General features: G+C 67.6%; 9 protein-coding genes and 2 pseudogenes. 5 read left to right on the top strand and 6 right to left on the bottom strand.

Annotation, left to right across the window (positions count from 1 at the left end; genetic code table 11):
• The first annotated feature begins 394 nt into the window (after window positions 1–394).
• Both AB0O00_RS00440 and AB0O00_RS00435 read left to right on the top strand, forming a co-directional pair.
• On the top strand, window positions 395–7,321 hold the full coding sequence (locus AB0O00_RS00440; RefSeq protein ID WP_363647509.1) for a polymorphic toxin-type HINT domain-containing protein: 6,927 nt from the start codon (window positions 395–397) through the stop codon (window positions 7,319–7,321).
• Window positions 7,322–7,325: 4 nt separating this feature from the next.
• Window positions 7,326–7,817 carry a hypothetical protein gene (locus AB0O00_RS00435; RefSeq protein WP_363647507.1) on the top strand — a complete coding sequence of 164 codons (492 nt, stop codon included), beginning with the start codon at window positions 7,326–7,328 and terminating at the stop codon, window positions 7,815–7,817.
• Here the strand turns inward: AB0O00_RS00435 and AB0O00_RS00430 are convergent.
• The 3 genes and pseudogenes from AB0O00_RS00430 to AB0O00_RS00420 form a co-directional block, all read right to left on the bottom strand.
• Complete coding sequence (locus tag AB0O00_RS00430) at window positions 7,814–8,719, bottom strand: site-specific integrase (RefSeq protein WP_363647581.1); 906 nt, start codon at window positions 8,717–8,719, stop codon at window positions 7,814–7,816. The genes AB0O00_RS00435 and AB0O00_RS00430 overlap by 4 nt on opposite strands.
• A 51-nt stretch (window positions 8,720–8,770) precedes the next feature.
• Window positions 8,771–8,980, bottom strand: a pseudogene (locus AB0O00_RS00425) (Arm DNA-binding domain-containing protein); the annotation flags it as partial.
• A 565-nt stretch (window positions 8,981–9,545) separates the two neighbouring features.
• A complete protein-coding gene (locus AB0O00_RS00420) occupies window positions 9,546–9,737 on the bottom strand; it encodes a hypothetical protein (RefSeq protein ID WP_363647505.1) in 192 nt (63 codons plus the stop codon).
• 47 nt (window positions 9,738–9,784) lie between these two features.
• Here AB0O00_RS00420 and AB0O00_RS00415 point away from each other — a divergent pair, with 47 nt between their 5' ends.
• The 3 genes and pseudogenes from AB0O00_RS00415 (at window position 9,785) to AB0O00_RS00405 (ending at window position 12,481) form a co-directional block, all read left to right on the top strand.
• Complete coding sequence (locus AB0O00_RS00415; protein ID WP_363647503.1) at window positions 9,785–9,910, top strand: hypothetical protein; 126 nt, start codon at window positions 9,785–9,787, stop codon at window positions 9,908–9,910.
• Window positions 9,911–10,031: 121 nt separating this feature from the next.
• Window positions 10,032–10,159, top strand: a pseudogene (locus tag AB0O00_RS00410) (IS5/IS1182 family transposase); the annotation flags it as partial.
• Window positions 10,160–10,699: 540 nt separating this feature from the next.
• Window positions 10,700–12,481 (top strand): reverse transcriptase domain-containing protein, encoded by a 1,782-nt coding sequence (locus AB0O00_RS00405; RefSeq protein ID WP_363647501.1) that lies wholly within the window; start codon window positions 10,700–10,702, stop codon window positions 12,479–12,481.
• Between the two features lie 115 nt (window positions 12,482–12,596).
• Here AB0O00_RS00405 and AB0O00_RS00400 read toward each other — a convergent pair whose 3' ends face one another.
• The 3 genes from AB0O00_RS00400 to AB0O00_RS00390 form a co-directional block, all read right to left on the bottom strand.
• Window positions 12,597–13,832: an acyltransferase gene (locus AB0O00_RS00400; RefSeq protein ID WP_363647499.1), complete on the bottom strand. Its 1,236-nt coding sequence runs from the start codon at window positions 13,830–13,832 to the stop codon at window positions 12,597–12,599.
• A gap of 2 nt (window positions 13,833–13,834) precedes the next feature.
• Window positions 13,835–15,913: a glycosyltransferase gene (locus tag AB0O00_RS00395; protein ID WP_363647579.1), complete on the bottom strand. Its 2,079-nt coding sequence runs from the start codon at window positions 15,911–15,913 to the stop codon at window positions 13,835–13,837.
• 727 nt (window positions 15,914–16,640) lie between these two features.
• On the bottom strand, window positions 16,641–17,270 hold the full coding sequence (locus AB0O00_RS00390; protein WP_363647497.1) for a hypothetical protein: 630 nt from the start codon (window positions 17,268–17,270) through the stop codon (window positions 16,641–16,643).
• Between the last annotated feature and the right edge of the window lie 161 nt (window positions 17,271–17,431).

Below are 17,431 nucleotides of genomic sequence, written 5' to 3'. Positions count from 1 at the left end.
GTTCACACGCCATCGCCGGACGAGAGTCGCTGCCCTTGCAGCACTGGCCGTCTTCATGTCCCTGGTGACGATTCCTTCAGCGGAGGCCGTTGCCGCGGGGGCCAAGGACAAGATCTGGGTGCCGCCGAACACTCCGCTGCCAGCGACTCAGCCGGTGAAGGGCACGGACGCCAAGCCCTCCGCTCGTACCGTGGACACGGGGAAGAAGTGGTCGCCGCCGGCAGACTCCAGCCCGCCCGCCGGCAGAGCCGTCGCGGTCCTCGGCAGTGCCGGTGCCCGTGCGATGTCTGCGCAGGCCGGAACGGGCGAGTCACCCACAATTGCCGCTGCGGGTGCGCCGGTTCAGGCCGGCGCGCTGCCCGTGTGGATAGCCACGACGCAGGGCGCGAAGCCCATGTCCAGGGCCGTACCGCTGGCCCCGGCCAAGGACGGCGCAGCAAGCGTCCAGGTCGAACTCGCCGATCAGGGCACGGCCAAATCCGCCGGAGTCAACGGGGCGCTCGTCGCCCTCACGGACACCGGTGAGGGGGCGGTTCCCGGCCGCGTCCAGATCGGTGTGGACACCCGGTCCTGGGCGCAGAACGCCGGCGCCGACTGGGCGTCCCGGGCCAGGATCGTTCAGCTGCCCGGTTGCGCGCTGACCACGCCCGGTGTGCCCGGGTGCACCACGCGCACCCCGGTGGCGTCCCACCGTGACGAGGCGACCGGCCGTCTGGTCGCGGAGGTCGAGGTCCCGCAGGCGAGCGGGGCCGCGACCAAGTCCCTTGCCTCCAGTGCCTTCGCGAGTCCGCAGGCATCGGCCACCCCCGCGGTGGCGCTCGCGGTCGAGGCGAGTTCCAAGGGCAGCACCGGTGACTTCACCGCGTCCCCGATCACCCCCTCGGCCGCCTGGCAGGCCGGCGCCAACGCGGGCAACTTCACCTACGGCTACACCGTCGAGCTGCCCTCCGCGCTCGCCGGCGCCGCACCCAGCGTCTCGCTCGGCTACGACTCGTCCTCCGTGGACGGCAAGACCGCTTCCACCAACGCCCAGCCGTCGTGGATCGGTGAGGGCTGGGAGTGGCATCCCGGATCCATCGTCCGGGGCTACAAGGCGTGCAAGGACGCAGGTGTCCAGAACTCAGGGGACCAATGCTGGGGTGGTGACCTGCTCCAACTGTCGCTCGCCGGCCATGCCGGCCAGCTGGTCAAGGACGACAAGTCCTGCGAGTGGCACCTCCAGGGCGAGGACGGCACCAAGGTCGAGCGTCTGACCGGTCAGAACAATGGCTCCTGGAACGGTGAAGCCTGGCGGGTCACCACCCTCGACGGCACCCAGTTTTACTTCGGTGCCAACCACCTGCCGGGCGGGGACGGCACCGACCAGGCCGCCAACTCCGTCTCCACCGTGCCGATCTACTGGCCGGGCGGACAGGACCCCTGCCTGAAGGACGGCTCGCCCGCCACCAACTCCTGGTCCCAGATGGGCTGGCAGTGGTCGCTGGACTACGTCGTCGACCCGCACCAGAACCTGATCACCTACCGGTACGAGCAGGAGCAGAACTACTACGTCCAGGGCGGCGGCCAGAACAACGGCAACGGCCCTCGGACCCAGTACCAGCGTGGCAGCTACCCGGTCTGGGTCGGCTACGGCCAGCGTCTTCCCGATCAGATCGCCGCCAAGGGCAAGGCCAACCCGGCCGCCCAGGTGTGGTTCCGTACGGCCGAGCGCTGCTTCGCCGATGCGACGACCAATTGCGACCCGTCCCAGCGCAAGGCGAACGCCAAGGCATGGGCCGACACCCCGGTCGACCAGACCTGTGACGCGACCGGCGACTGCTCCATCAACTCACCCACGTTCTGGACCACCAAGCGGCTGTCGCAGATCGACACCGAGGTCTGGGACGGTTCCGGCTACCGCCCGGTGGACTCCTATGCTCTGAACCAGTCGTTCCCGCCCTCGGGGGACGGCACTTCGCCCTCGCTGTGGCTGGACTCCATTCAGCGCTCCGCCACCAACGGCCGCACGAAGATCTCGGTTCCGCCGGTCTCCTTCAAGCCGCTCCCGATCGCCAACCGCGTCGCAGGGCAGGTGGTCTGGCCGGACGGAACGGCCATGTCCGTCGAGCCGTTCAAGCGTCCGCGGATCCAGCAGATCACCACCGAGACCGGTGGATTCATCAACGTCGTCTACCAGCCCGCCGAGTGCTCGCGCGAGGCCGGCGGCAAGATGCCGTCCTCCGAGGACGGCAACACGATGGCCTGCATGCCGGTCAAGTGGTACATGCCGGGGCAGTCCGCGCCGGACCCGGCCAACGACTGGTTCAACAAGATCATCGTCCAGTCCGTCACTCAGCAGGACGCGGTGACCGACCAAGTCCCGGTCGTCGCCACCTACATCTACGGCGGTGGTGCGGCCTGGCACCGCAACGACTCCGCCCTGGCCGACCCCAAGACCCGCACCTGGGACCAGTTCCGCGGCTACGCCACCGTCACGACGCTCACCGGCAACGGCAGCGGTGTCGAGGCGCCGCGTACCATGACGGTCTCCACCTTCCTCCGTGGCATGGACGGTGACGTCCTCGCCAACGGCAGCAAGCGTCAGGTGTCGGTGGCCGACGTGAACGGCGGGAGCATCACCGACGACAACGTCCTGGCCGGCTACATCCGCGACACCGCCAACTACGACGCGGTGAACGGCAGCGCCGTCTCCACCGTGGTCTCCGACCCGTGGATCGGCCCCGTCACCGCCACCCGCAGCCAGCCGGGCGGCATGCCGCCCATCACGGCCCGCGCTGTCAACGCCGCCAAGGTGACCAACCGCGACAAGCTGGCCAACGGCTGGCGCACCAGCGAGCGCTCCACCCAGTACGACGGCACGGTCTACGCCCGGCCGACCGCGGTCTACGACAACGGTGACCTGGCCCATCCCGAACAGCTGCTCTGCACGTCCTTCACGTACGCCACCGGCCCGAACGGGGCGCTGACCCAGCTGGCCGCACGCACCCTGGTCCTCAAGGGCGCCTGCGGCCAGACCGCGACGAAGGACAACACGGTCGCCGACACCCGGTCGTACTTCGACAACCTGTCGCTCGGCCAGACCGGTACCACGTCGGAGCAGACCGCGACCGAGGTGTTGGAGCGCTACGACGACTCCGGCCGACCGGTCTACCGCACTACCGCCCGCACGCGTTTCGACGCCTACGGCCGGATCATCAGCACCGTCGACCCGACCCGCACCGACGCCGGCCACCCGACGGGCGCCGAGACCAGGACGGACTACTCCCCGGCCACCGGGCAGTTGCCGACCCAGGTCACCCACACCAACCCCATGGGCTGGCAGAGCGTCAGCATCCTCGACGTCGGCCGCGGCTCCCCGCTGAAGGTCACGGATGAGAACGGGCGGGTCAGCGAGCAGGAGTTCGACGCCCTCGGCCGCTCGGTCGCCGGCTGGAGTCCGGGCAACGACCGCGGGAGGAACCCGAACAACCCGAACCGGAAGTTCTCCTATTCCGTCAACGGCATCAACGCGCCCTCCTACGTGCTCACCCAGGCGCTGATGGGCAGCACCCTGTCTGACTCCACCCCGACCTACACCTCCAGCTACACGATCTACGACGGCCTCGGCCGCGTGCGCCAGACCCAGGCCAGCGTTCCCTCGGGCGCCACCGGCCGAATGATCACCGAGGCGCGGTTTGATTCCCACGGCTGGCAGACCAAGTCCAGCGCCGCCTTCTACAACGACGAGGCCTCGCCCGGCGGACAGCTCTTCCTGCCCAACGGGGGAGTGCAGCCGGACAGCAAGGTCCCCGCGCAGACCGTCCAGCTGTACAACGGCATGGGGAGGGTCACCGACTCGGTCTTCCAGTCCTACGGCATCGAGCAGTGGCGTTCCCACACCGACTTCCTCGGCGCCGACGAAGTCCGCACCACCCCGCCGGCGGGCGGTTACGCCTCCGCAACCGTCAAGGACGCCCGGGGCAACACCATCTCCCTGCGCCAGTACAAGGCCAACACCCCGACCGGCCCGTACGACGAGACCACCTACGGCTACACGCCGGCAGGCAAGGAGTCGTGGCGCAAGGACGCGGCCGGCAACCTCTGGACTTACGAGTACGACCTGCTCGGCCGCCCCGTGAAGTCCACAGACCCGGACTCGGGCATCGGCACCACCGCGTACGACGACAGCAGGAACCTCGCCACCGCCACCGACTCCCGCGGCGTCAGCGCCACCACCGTCACCGACCTGCTCGGGCGCAAGGTCGCGGCCTACGAGGGCACGGCGCCAGACCCGGCCAAGCAGGTCGCGAGCTGGACCTACGACACGCTGGCCCTGGGCAAGCCGACCTCCTCGACCCGCTACGTCGGCGGTGCGAGCGGGGCAGCGTACACCTCGGAGATCACCGGCTACGACGTCGGTTACCGCGAGCTCGGCGCCAAGACCACCATTCCCGCGGTCGAGGGCAATCTCGCAGGCACCTACCAGACCGACAACACCTATGACGAGGCCGGCCGGCTGGCGAGCACGGTGATGCCGGCGGTGGCCGGCATGGGCCGCGAGACGCTGACCTTCACTACGGACACCGTGGGCCAGCTCGGTTCGCTCAGCAGCGCGTTCGGATTCAACCCGGCCACCACGTTCGTGGCCGACGTCCGGTACGACGTGTACGGCAGGTCGATCCGCACAACACTGGGCGGGCCCGGAGCTCATGTGGTTGCCACCATGCTGGTCGACAACGCCACCGGCCGCGTCACCCGCTCGATCCTCGACAAGGAGAACGCGCCCACCGCGAGTGTCGACGCCATCGACTACACCTACAACCCGCTCGGCCAGCTCACCTCGGCCCGCAACGCGCAGGACGGTCAGGTCGCCGACCTGCAGTGCTTCAATCACGACTACCTCGGCCGGCTCACCCAGGCCTGGACCGACACCGGCAGCCAGACCACCGCGCCGCAGCCCAGCGTCCCCGGCGTCGGCTCCTGCACCAACACCAACGGGCCGTCGACGGATGGCGGCAGGCCGAGTGTCGGCGGGCCGGCGCCGTACTGGCAGCAGTACGAGTACGACCTGATCGGCAACCGCACGAAGCTGGTGCAGAAGGACATCACCGGCGACGCCACCAAGGACGTCACCACCACCCAGGGCTTCGGCAGCGGCCCCAACACCCCGTCCACCGACCCGAGGACGGGCGGCGGCACCGGCGGTCCGCACGCCCTGCTGAAGTCCACCCAGACCGGCCCGGCCGGAACCGCCGTGACGTCGTACACCTACGACGCCGTCGGCAACACCACCTCGATCACCGACACCCCCGGCACCAGGAACCTCACCTGGAACGCCCAGGGCAAGCTCGACCAGATCACCGGCACCGGCCAGAGCGGCGCCACCAGCTACCTGTACGACCTCACCGGAAACCAGCTCATCCGCCGCGACCCGGGTAAGACGACGCTCAACCTCGGCGCCGACCAGCTCAGCCTGGACACCACCACCGGGGCCGTCACCAACATCCGCAGTTACGGGGCACCCAACGGCCTGTCCATCACCCGCACCATCGTCAACGGCCAGTCCACACTGGCCTACCAGTCCGCGGACCCCCACGGCACCAACGGGGTCCAATTCGACGCCTACAACCTCGCCCAGGTCCGCCGCCCCACCGACCCCTTCGGCAACGACCGCGGTCCGCAGCCCGGCGACGGCATGTGGGCCGGCGACAAGGGATTCGTCGGCGGGACCAAGGAGAAGGCCACCGGCTTCACCCTCCTCGGCGCACGCGAGTACGACTCCAGGACGGGCCGCTTCATCAGCCCTGACCCTGTCACCGACGCCGGAGACCCACAGCAGTGGAACGCCTACGCCTACGCCAACAACAGCCCGATCAACAAGGCCGACGCCAACGGCCTGAAGGTCGCCTGCGACACCCCGGCCGAGTGCGCTAACAACCACTCGGACACGGTGGCCAGCACTGGCCGCGCCGTCGACGCAGTCTTCACCTACAGCCCGGTCGTCGCCGCAACCCCGACCCCGCCGCCCACCGCAGCCGTGCAGGCGGCAGTGAAGGCGAAGCAGGACGCGGACGACGCCGTCAACCAGGCCAAGCACAAGCGTGACGAGATCGTCCACAAGGTCATCGACCTCGTCGGAGAACTGATCGGCTTCAACGACGCCCGCGACTGCTTCACCAAGGGCGACGTCATGGCCTGCATCAACACCGCCCTCAACGCCGTCCCCTGGGGCAAGATCTTCAAGGCCATCAAGATCGGCATCCAGGCCTTCAAGATCTACAAGGAGATCGGCAAGGCCTACGACGCCATCAAGGCCGGTGAACGCCTCGCCAAGGAAGCCGAAGCAGCCGTCGTCACTGCCCGAACAGCAGCTGCCGAAGCACGTGCGGCAGAAGCAGCAGCAGCCAAGGCCGCAGAAGAAAAAGCAGCAAAGGAAGTAGCAACAGACGCTGCAGGTACCGAGAGCAAGGCGGTCGCCAAGGAAGCCGAGGAAGCAGCCCCTGCTGGCTGCCGAAACAGCTTCCCCACTGGCACCAAGGTGCTGATGGCCGATGGCTCGCTCAAGTCGATCGAGGACATCCACGAGGGCGACGTCGTCATGGCGACCGACCCTCAGACCGGCGAGACCCGCCCCGAACCCGTCACCGCCACCATCACCACCCCCGACGACAAGGACTTCACCGACCTCACCCTCACCATCGACACGGCCCCGAACGCCCCCCAGTCGAAGATCACCTCGACCTACCACCACCCCTACTGGAGCGAAACTCGCCAACAGTGGGTCGACGCAGGCGAACTTGCCCCAGGCGAACGCCTCCGCCAGTCAGACGGCAGCACCCTCACCATCCAGTCTCTCCACAACTACCCCTACGCCGTCACCACCCACAACCTCACCGTTAACTTCCTCCATACGTATTATGTGCTGGCGGGGGCTAGGCCCGTCCTCGTGCACAATGCGAGCGCCTTGGAGTGTGATCTCCGGGCGTACACGGATCTGGCCAGGCTTGCACCTGGGAAGAATGAGGGTGCGGCGAGTGTTCTGTTGACACCTTCAGGGAATACTTATTTCGATATCAGCACCCGCAGATCGAGTGAGGCCTTGAGGAGTCTCCCCCTGCCGTTGCGTCGAGTTATTGATCAAACTGGCCATCACGGAGGGTGTGCCGAAATAGGCTGCATCGCCCAGGCGATGGAGGCTGGTGACCTGGTGCGTGGAAGCAGTAGTCTGGCGATGCTCCGAAAGCCATTTGACCACGCCCGATACAGGGACTTGCTCCCGGCGTGTCCGCAGTGCCAGGCCGTGATGTCGAGACTCCAGGTAACTGACCTATTCAAAGGGTGATGCAATGGGAAGACCACTCAAGCGACTCTCTGCTGTTCGATGGGGCGAACTCTCTGACGCTACTGGTTCGGCGGTAGAAATTCCGGCGTTGCTTGCAAAGTTGGCCTGGGCCGGCGAGAACGATGCTCGTGATGCCATTGATGAGCTGGCGGATCGGGTGTGTGCGTTGGGATTTGTTCTCGCGGAGGCCACGGCTAGCGTAATTCCATTTCTTATGGAATTGGCAGAAATTCCCGATGTGAATTGTCGGGTTGAGATCCTGCGGTTGGTTGCCGCTGTAAATTCTGCCCGGCAATGGGCCGATGCTGCGGCTGCTGCCGCGCCGCAGTACCGTTCATTTTATGAGGAAAAGGTCTCCTGGGAGAAGAAGTCTAGGGCGGCGGTGGCGGCGTCCAGGGAAATCATAGAGTCGCTTACGCAGGACTCCGACATTGCTGTGGCTGCGGTTGCGCGTCAACTGCTCGACAATTTGGCGGATCGCCCAGGTCTAATTTAGCGATTGTCGCCTTCTGGGCTGCTTGCTTGGTGTATTCGGCCCTGATGCGCTGAATAGGAAACCCCGTTGAATCCGGGCTTCAGCGGGGCTTCTGGGCGTCTGGCGGCAGTAGTTGATGGCAACGTCCGTGCACAAAGTGGCGGATCGTTGCCGTCGCCGAGTTTGGCTGTGCCGTCTGCGTGATCGCGGAGGGCGGTGCTGAGGGTATCGATGGCCTGCCGTGTTGTCGGACTCCACGACCACTGCGGTTGGCGCCTTGCCGGAGGCTTCTGCCGCGACCTCGGCTGCGGCAGCGGGCCAATGGGCCGCGGCGACGGCTGCGGCGGTGGGGTTGATGTCGGAGAACAGCTCCGGCGGCCCGAACGGGTCCCGTTCGAGGAGGCGGTCGGCAGCGGCGCGGCGAGGGTCCAGCGGACGTAGAGCTTGCGGTCCATGAGGTGGACGTCGGACCAGTGGAGGGCGAGGATCTCGCCGCGGCGCATGCCGGTGCCGAGCATGACCTCGAACAGGTCGGTGAGCTGGTCGGCGTAGTGCTCGGCTCCGTGGCGCAGGAAGGTGGCGGCCTCGTCGGGGGTCCAGCAGGTGCGCTTGGCGGCGCGGGGATTGGCGGGGACGGAGTGTTTGGCGGGGTTGTAGCGCAGCCCCCAGGCGCGCACGGCGGCGTTGAGGGCGTTGCGCAGGGTGGAGACGATCCGGTGGACGGTGACCTTGCCGCGCTTGGCCTTGCGCTGGGCGGCGATCCAGCGCGCGATGTGCTTCGGGCGCAGGTCGGGCAGCCGGTAGTGGCCGAAGGCGGGGATCAGGTCTCGCTCGATGCATGCCTCGTAGCCGGCGTAGGTGTTCGGCGCGAGCTCCTCCTTCTTCACTGCCAGCCACTGCCGCAAGAAGCTCGCGACGGTCATGCGGCGGTCCTCGTAGACACCGCGCAGCTCACCGTCCAGTACCGCCCGCATCTCCCGGGCCGCCTCGGCGCGGCTGGCGAACCCGCCGCGCCGACGGGTCTTCCGCTTCCCGTCCTCAGGGGTCAGGTCGACGCAGTACGTCCACGACCCATGACCCGCCTCCTCCAGCAACCGCACACACCACGGACCCAACTGCCTCCTCTGCCCGTCCGAACAACCACACCGCCGGTACACCCGACCACGCTGCGCACGCTGTCCCATGAGCTTCCCCTTCTCTCGGACTGGGTGGTGCCACTGGGGCAAGAGTGGCTTCCGCGCCGGGTGTGGCGGCAGAGCGTGCGGGGCGGTGCGCGAAGCACTCAGATCCACATGGCGAAGACACGCTCAAGACGACACACCGCCCGGAAGGTCACGATCTGTAGCCGGTAGGTAAGCGACCGTGATCCGCCCGCAGGAGCCGGCCGGCGCACCGGTTGTCGGGCGCGCACGGTGGTGCTTGCTGAAGGGCCGACAGATCTCGGTCACCGGCAGTAGCTGCAGCGGGGTCGCTGGCCCTGGGACCACTTTGGGACCACGCGAGCTGAGCGCTCATGAACGCTGATGGTCGAAAGCGGACGCTTGTGCGCAAAGTAAACACTGGGCCACCGTCAGGAGTTCGTGGCATCACTTCCGCTGAGAGTCTCCAACTCACGCGTACCTCAGTCTAGTTGAACATCAAAGAAGCCGAGACCTTGAGGTCCCGGCTGCCGACAATAGTTGAACCCCTTGACTGGGGGTCAAGGGGTCGCAGGTTCAAATCCTGTCGTCCCGACAGTGATGTCGCAGGTCAGAGGCGGTCTACTCGTAAAGAGTAGGCCGCCTTTTGGCGGTTTTCGGATGCGACAATGCGGACATTCGTCACCTTTGTCGGGGTCTGCTTGAGCAGCTCGCGGATCGCGGGCTCCACGGCGTCCACCGCCGAGCCCTTCAGCGGCCGCTGGTAGACCGGCGGCCGATCGCTGGCCAGGGCCCGTTTCATCGTGTTCTTCGAGATACCCAGTGCCGGGCGATCCCCCGGATCGGCATGTGCTCGGCCCGCTGCTGAACGCTCCGCCCGACTTCCGCGAACTCGCCTTCGAGACAGGCCTGTCCGTGCTGATCGACGGCTTCCGGGACATCCTGAACAACCTCCGGGCCCAGCACGGCTGCTGAGCGCCGACGAGAGACTGCCCCGCCTTCCTCGGCGCTCCGTCAACCTGGTTGGGGTACCTGCGTCGCCGGATCGGCGCCGTCCTGGGGATCTCTCGGCCGTCGTTCTTGAGGGGAACAGGTTGTCGACACCGGCTCCAAGAACGCCGTCGTCGAGCACGGCGCGAATTGGGCATCGACGTCGAAGTCGTCCACCGAAAGTGCGACGTCCCTGGATTTGGCGTCGTGAAAAGACGGTGGGTGGTCGAACGGGGCCTGTGCGCCACGAGGCGCTCTGTTTGTATCCCCGGCTCAGCCGGGAGGAACTCGGAAGGAGGTTCCTGGGCCGGATGACTCACCTGGATCCGAAAGGTGAAGGGGACAAGAGCATGTCAGTAAACCGGTGACCGGGCCCAGTTGTCAGGGACGGTGTGCTGGGCGGCCCGCGCGATATGGCGAAGACTGGATTGTTTGAAGCCCAATCTCCAGAAGATGCAAGTTCCCATCCGTCGGAAAGACAGCTGAAACCGACGCCGCACTCTGCACCGCCGTCGATTGGTTGAGGTGGTGCACCTCCGGAGCGCGGAGCGATGTCCAGCGAGGACATTCAAGGAGATGAGTGGGACGCCTGTGTCGCGCTAGAACGTACAGACAGGGACGAACGTGGGATCGCCTACGGGACGCGAGTCTTATGGCGACGGAGGCCTCGTAGTAGTCGCCGGAGTAACGCCCGGCCGGGGAGGGCGGGAAAGCCGTCCGCAGGGCGAAGGAGGCCAGGTGATTCGGACACCCGGATATGGGGAGGTATGCGAAATGCAGAGCGCCGCAACGGTGCTGGGTGTCCTGCGTGAGCGCGGCAGGCGCCATCTGCCGTGCGATGAGCTGTATCGACAGTTGTTCAACCCGCAGTTGTATCTGCTGGCCTACGGCCGCATCTACGCCAACCATGGCGCGATGACGCCCGGGGTCACGCCGGAGACCGTGGACGGCATGTCCCAGCGGAAGATCGGCCGGATCATCGAGGCGATGCGTCACGAGCGTTACCGCTTCAAGCCGGTCAGGCGCGTGCACATCCCGAAGAAGAACGGGACGACGCGACCGCTGGGTCTGCCGTCCTGGTCGGACAAGCTCGTCGGCGAGGTGGTCCGCCTGCTGTTGGAGGCGTACTACGAGCCGACGTTCTCCGACCGATCCCATGGATTCCGTCCCCGCCGGGGCTGCCACACCGCGCTGCGGGAGGTGGCCCACACCTGGACCGGGACTTCCTGGTTCATTGAAGGGGACATCGCTGACTGCTTCGGCAGCCTGGACCATCAGGTCTTGCTGTCGATCCTCGGCGAGAAGATCCATGACCAGCGGTTCCTGCGGCTGGTGCGCAACATGCTCACAGCCGGATACCTGGAGGACTGGAAATGGGGAGCCACGCTCTCCGGAGCGCCGCAAGGCGGAGTGGCTTCCCCGATCCTGTCCAACATCTACCTGCACAGGCTGGACGAGTTCGTCGAGAAAGTTCTGATCCCGGAGTACACCCGCGGAGAGCGCCGGGCCAGGAACCCGGCATACCTGGAGTTGCAGAATCTGCTGGCGAAAGCCCGCCGGCGCGGTGCCCAGGTCCAGGCCCGGACATTGCGTCAGCGGATGACCAGCCTGCCGAGCGCGGATCCGAACGATCCGTCATATCGCAGGCTGCGTTATGTCCGCTACGCAGACGACCACCTCCTCGGATTTACCGGACCGAAAGCCGAGGCCGAGCAGATCAAACGGCGCCTGGCCGAGTTCCTGCGTGACGAACTCAAGCTGGAACTCTCCCAGGAAAAGACGTTGATCACCCACGCCCGCACCCGGGCGGCGCGGTTCCTCGGCTACGAGGTCACGACCCAGCACAACGACACGAAGAAGACCGGCCGCTACCGAAGGGTCAACGGTCAGATCGCCCTCCGTGTCCCCCGGGACGTGATCAAGGCCAAGTGCGAGCCCTACCTGGTTCGTGGCAAGCCCGCGAAGCGAACGGAACTGACCAACGGCAGCGATCACGCGATCGTTGCCACGTTTGGGGCCGTCTACCGGGGCATCGTCCAGTACTACCTGCTCGCCGGAGACGTCTTCCGGCTGCACCGGCTGCAGTGGGTCATGGAAACCTCCATGCTCAAGACCCTTGCAGGCAAGCACCGTTCGACCGCGTCGAAGATGGCCGCCAAGCGCAAGGCCAGGATCGACACACCCAATGGGCCCCGAATCTGCTTCGAGGCCCGCATCGAGCGGAAGAACAGGCAACCGCTGGTGGCACGGTTCGGTGGAATCCCTCTCCAGCAGCAGCGGTCGGCGAAGGTCGTCGACCGTCGGCCTGTCTGGGTGGACTATCCGCAGAAGGAGCTGATCACCCGGCTCCTGGCGGACACGTGCGAGGTCTGCGGGGCCACCGGTGATGTCCAGGTGCATCATGTCCGGGCCCTTGCCGATCTCGCTCGCGCCGGATGGCCGCCGTCCGACTGGGCGCGCGTCATGCTCGACCGGCGGCGCAAGACCCTCGTGGCCTGCGCCGCCTGCCATGACCGCATCCACGAAGCACGAACGGCCGGATCACTCACGTTGTGATCACTGGAGAGCCGGATGACCAGGAAACTGTCATGTCCGGTTCGGCGGGAGGCCGTGCGGAAAAGGACCTGCCTCGGGCAGGCACCTCGCCGCGCGGCCGACCCAACCTGGTGGATCACGCTCGCCGCTTGCCGTGTGGGCGGCGGGGCCAGGGGAAGAGTCGTAGGGGCCGCTTGGCGGCGACGTCTTCCATCCAGCCGAAGATGAGGACCTGGAGGCCGATGAGTGGGATCGCTGTCATCAGTGGCAACCATGGGCTGGTGAGCAGCCATTGCGCGTGTTGGTAGAGGAAGTTGACGGACCAGAGGGTGTCGGTGAGTGGGATGGCGAGGATGAGGGCGGTGGTGTGCCAGAGGTAGATGCTGACGGCGCGCGCGTTGAGTAGTCCGACCAGGCCGTTCCAGCGCTGGAGTGGTTTTGGCCATTGGTTCCAGGACGGGCTGAGGTGGAGGAGCAGGGCGACGTAGCCGAAGGACCACAGGGCCTGGGCGATGGGCACGCTGTCCATGTCGGTGGGAGTGTAGGGGTCGACCGGGCGGGTGAGTAGCCAGTACAGGCCCGCGGCCATGATGAGTGGTGCGACGGAGGGTATGAGGTAGGGCGCGAGCTTTTTGAGTATGCCTTCCTGGTGGGCCATGCCGAGAAGCCAGCAGGAGCCGAAGGTGGCGAAGTCGCCGGCTGTTTCCCAGATGCGGCCTTCGGCGGTGAACAGGCCCGAGTTGATGGCCAGGCACAGTGCCAGTGGGGTGAGCAGCGTGGTCCATGGGCGGCGGCGGAGTGCGTGCAGCATCAGCGGGGAGAGCAGGACGTACCAGAGGTAGGCGCGTAGGTACCACAGGGGTACCGCGGCCTGTTCGGCCCAGCTGGTCTGCAGGATGTGGAATCCGGGCAGCGGGGACGTGGGGTAGGGCGGGGTGCTGAGCGGGAGGATCCAGAAGGCCAGCTCTGGCCACCACCGGCCGGGGTGGCCTTCGGAGTTCGGTCCCCAGCCGTCGAGGAGCATGGCGGTGAGCGTGATGGCGCCGAACAGCCACATGGGCGGAAGCAGACGCCGTAGTCGGCCGCGGATGACGCCGAGCGCCGGGCGGGCGAGCGAGCGGGCCATGAGCGAGCCGGCCAGGGCGAACATCACGCCCATGGAGGGGAAGATGGTCGGCAGCCAGGACCAACTGAAGTTGTGGTAGGCCACGACGCGGATCAGTGCCAGGGCACGCAGCAGGTCGAGGTAGCGGTCGCGGCCGCCGCCGTTGTGTTTCAGCGGTTGCGAGGACGGCTCTGCGGACGGCCGCTGCGGAGGCGGGGACGGCGGTATGCGGAGTTGGAGGGTGTCCTGGATGAGGGAACGGTCCATGGTCAGGCCTCCACAGGGGCGGCGACCTCGCCGGTGCGCCGCAGTTTCTGCCAGCGCAGTCGGCCTCCGGTGAGCGCGGTGATCGAGGACTGCAGCAGGACGGTGTACATCAGTTGCCGGTAGGCCACCTGTTGGACCGGCAGAGTGATGAGGTGCCAGGGTTTCTCGCCGTCCAGCCGGAAGGCGTACCAAGCGAGTGCGCCCTGGACGAGGAGGAATCCGGCCCAGGCGGAGATGGTCAGCGGGGCGTCCACGAAGAGCACGCCGTAGAGGAAGAAGACGTCGATGAGGGGGGCCAGCAACGGGCAGACGACGCCGAACAGTGCCACCGTGGGCAGTGCGAGCCGTCCGAAGCGGCCGGCGGGGCCGCGGGCGGTGAGCGAGCGGCGGTGTTTCCACATCGCCTGCATGGTGCCGTAACTCCATCGGTAGCGTTGGGACCAGAGCTGCTGGATGCTGGCGGGTGCCTCGGTCCAGGCCCGGGCCCGTTCGGCGTAGACGATCCGCCAGCCATCGCGGAGCAGGGCCATGGTGATGTCGGTGTCCTCGGCGAGCGTGTCGTCGCTCATTCCGCCGACCCGCCGCAGTGCGTCCCGGCGGAAGGCGCCGATCGCTCCGGGGATGGTCGGCATGATGTTGAGCATGTCGTACATGCGGCGGTCGAGGTTGAAGCCGAGGACGTACTCGATGTGCTGCCAGGCACCGATGAGCGTCTGCCGGTTGCCGACCTTGGCGTTGCCGGCCGCCGCGCCGACGGTGGGGTCGCTGAAGGGCTGGACCAGTTCCCGGACGGTGGAGGGTTCGAAGACGGTGTCGCCGTCCATCATCACGATGATGTCGTGCGAGGCGGCGGCGATCCCGGCGTTGAGGGCGGTGGACTTGCCGCCGTTGGCCTTGCGGATCAGTCGGACGAACGGCAGGTCCATTTCCTCGACGATGTCGGCCGTGCCGTCGGTGGAGCCGTCGTCGATGACGACGACCTCGATCGGATGGTCGCTGGCGGCAAGCGAGTTGAGGGTGTGGGAGATGCACTCGCGTTCGTTGTAGGCCGGGACCAGGACGGTGACCGGTTCGGTGACGGGTGGTCCCCAGGCGAAGTCCGGGCGCCGGGTGCGACGGGCGTGGCGCGTGGCGAGCACGATCATCAGGGCGAAGCGGCCGAAGTTCAGGAAGCCGACGAAGGCCAGCAGGCCGACCAGCACCGGTAGCAGGAGGACCGCGAACTTGGTGGTCCAGATGAAGGCTTTGCCCGCCCACAGGGGGAGGCCGTGCACCGGCACCGTGGCAGGGGACGCTCCGAGTGCCTCGGAGATGGTGGCGAAGTGGTAGCCCTGGTTCCGGAGGTTGTCGATGATCTTCCCGAGCGCGGTGACGGTCTGTGAGCGGTCGCCGCCGGCGTCGTGCAGCAGGATCAGCTCGCCCGCTCCCGGCTTGCTCGGCATGGCGGCCTTCACGATCTTGTCGGTGCCCGGGAGCTGCCAGTCGTCGGTGTCGGAGTCGATGAACGCGGTGAGGTAGCCGTGCTCGCCGACGTACTTGACCACCGGATAGGAGGCGTCGTCCAGCGCGTCCGCCGTCGAGGAGTACGGCGGGCGGAACAGCGAACTGTGCACGCCCGCGACCCCGGCCAGTGCCAGCTGTGTCTGGGCCAGCTCCCAGGCGATCCGAGTCTGGGACTCGAGCGCCAGGTCGGGGTGGGTGAAGGTGTGGACGCCGATCTCGTGGCCGCCCGCGACGATCCTGCGGATCAGGTCGGGATTACGTGAGGTCATGGAGCCGGTGACGAAGAAGCTGGCGTGGATGCGGTACGCGGCCAGCAGGTCCAGGATCTTCGGCGTCCACTCCGGGGACGGGCCGTCGTCGAAACTCAGCACGGCGGTGTGGTCCGGCACCCGATAGCTCACCGGACTGGCGTTGTTCACCCCCCGGGCGTCGACGATCGGGCCGCCGGTCAGGACGCTCTGCGGGACCGTGGTCTTGTCGATGGACGGCGCGACCTGGTTGTCGTGGAACACCTCGTTGGTGGCGAGGCCGCGCAGCACCAGCAGCGCGAGCAGACAGGTTAGCAGACACAGGGGCATGAAGAAGCGCAGCGGCGGTGCCGCCAACCGGCGCTGGCGCCGCAGCGACTGCCGAGGGCGTTGGTGACGGGACAAGGATGCTCCTGGAGCGGGTTCTGCAGAGGCCGGGCGTGGGCGGACGCCGTGAAAGCCCGGCGGCGTGGGTGACGTGACGGGAGCGCTCGGGGGCGCTTGCGGAGGGTCACGGATGCGGTGTCGGCGCGGTCGTACCAGGTGCCGGCGAAGCGGCAGGGGACCCTGGCGCAGGCGTGGACGTCGGCAGAGTGGTGTGCCGGGGCGGGATGTCGATGGGCGGCGCGTCGGACTGCATACCGATCAGGCTGGTGATCATCGCGGCCGCCAGGATCGAGCCGATCACACTGACCGGCCAACCGATACCTCGCAGCAGGCGGCCCCGGAAGCCGGACCGGGAGACGAACACCGGTGCTGGAGCGGACTCCGGGACGAGTGACCCAGGTCCGGGCGAAGCGACCGGATGCGCCGCCCCGGACTGGACGGAGGACATGACGGGGCGCACTCATGCGGCCTTTCTGTGCGGGACGTGCGTCTTGAATCGCAAGGCACCACCCGCGGCATCGCTCGCATGGCTGACGCGGTAGGCGGGGCGGCCGGATCGATCGGTGCGGCTTCCGGTGGGCGGTCGTCGGCGGACGCACGGCCATGGCAGCGTGTGGCCCGGCGCCGGCCAGTGACTCCGGGGGGACCGGCGCCGGGGGCTTGGGATGGGTCAGCGCGTAGTGGCGGCCTGTCGGCGACGCCGGTACGCCATGGCGGCGCCGACCGCGGAGAGGGCCGCGGCGCCGGTGAGCGCCGCCGGCGTCCAGTCAGGTCCGGTCGACGGAGCTGCGGTCGCGCTGGGGGTCTGCTGCGGCCGGCCGTCCGCCAGGCCGGCGAAGCCGCCGGCCAGGCCCTTGTGGTCGTATTCCGAGCCGGGCAGTTTGTCGCCGTAGCGGGTGGCGACGAGCTTCTGGTAGGCGGCGAGGGGAATGCCGTGCTGTCCGCCGAGACCGCTGTTGGCTTCCTCGTTGAGCGGCTCGACCATGCCGTCGGTGGTGATCCGGTACCAGGCGTGGATCTGCGGCTCGCTGAAGGTGTGGGCCTGTGGGGTGCCGCGTTCGGCAAGGCCGAGGTCGGTGTCGCCGTCGCGGATGCCGGCCAGCTGCCAGCCCTCGGCACCGACGTTCTGCCCGCTGCTGCCCGAGGCGGCGGAGGCGCCAGTGCCTTGGGGAGTAAGTAGCACGGCGGCCTGGTGACCGTCGGAGGCGGTCACCCGGGAGGCCAGATAGGTGAGCCGCAGTGCGGCCTCGGGGGTTGCCTGCGCCTTGCCCGCGACGAAGTCAGGGCTGAGCTCGAACATCGGCACCGGGTCCTTGAGGTCGAACCGGGGCGGGGCGGCGGCCGCCGCGGGCGGGTTCCCCGGGGCGCCCGCGCCCCCCCCCGGCCCCCCCCCCGCGGGGCCGCCCGGCGCCCGCCAGACCCCCCACCAGGAGTCAGGGGGCGGCACCGGGGTGGTGTTGT

It is taken from the genome of Kitasatospora sp. NPDC093558 (assembly GCF_040683475.1).
GTDB lineage: Bacteria > Actinomycetota > Actinomycetes > Streptomycetales > Streptomycetaceae > Kitasatospora.
The sequence above is the reverse complement of the archived record's forward strand: the minus strand, read 5'-3'. Positions and strand labels throughout refer to the sequence as shown.

Bases quoted from the DNA above. Each gene is read 5' to 3' on its own strand.
- AB0O00_RS00440 (WP_363647509.1), top strand. From the start codon at position 395: ATGTCCAGGGCCGTACCGCTGGCCCCGGCCAAGGACGGCGCAGCAAGC.
- AB0O00_RS00435 (WP_363647507.1), top strand. From the start codon at position 7,326: ATGGGAAGACCACTCAAGCGACTCTCTGCTGTTCGATGGGGCGAACTC.
- AB0O00_RS00430 (WP_363647581.1), bottom strand. From the start codon at position 8,719: ATGACCGTCGCGAGCTTCTTGCGGCAGTGGCTGGCAGTGAAGAAGGAG.
- AB0O00_RS00420 (WP_363647505.1), bottom strand. From the start codon at position 9,737: ATGAAACGGGCCCTGGCCAGCGATCGGCCGCCGGTCTACCAGCGGCCG.
- AB0O00_RS00405 (WP_363647501.1), top strand. From the start codon at position 10,700: ATGCAGAGCGCCGCAACGGTGCTGGGTGTCCTGCGTGAGCGCGGCAGG.
- AB0O00_RS00400 (WP_363647499.1), bottom strand. From the start codon at position 13,832: ATGGACCGTTCCCTCATCCAGGACACCCTCCAACTCCGCATACCGCCG.
- AB0O00_RS00395 (WP_363647579.1), bottom strand. From the start codon at position 15,913: ATGCCCCTGTGTCTGCTAACCTGTCTGCTCGCGCTGCTGGTGCTGCGC.
- AB0O00_RS00390 (WP_363647497.1), bottom strand. From the start codon at position 17,270: ATGTTCGAGCTCAGCCCTGACTTCGTCGCGGGCAAGGCGCAGGCAACC.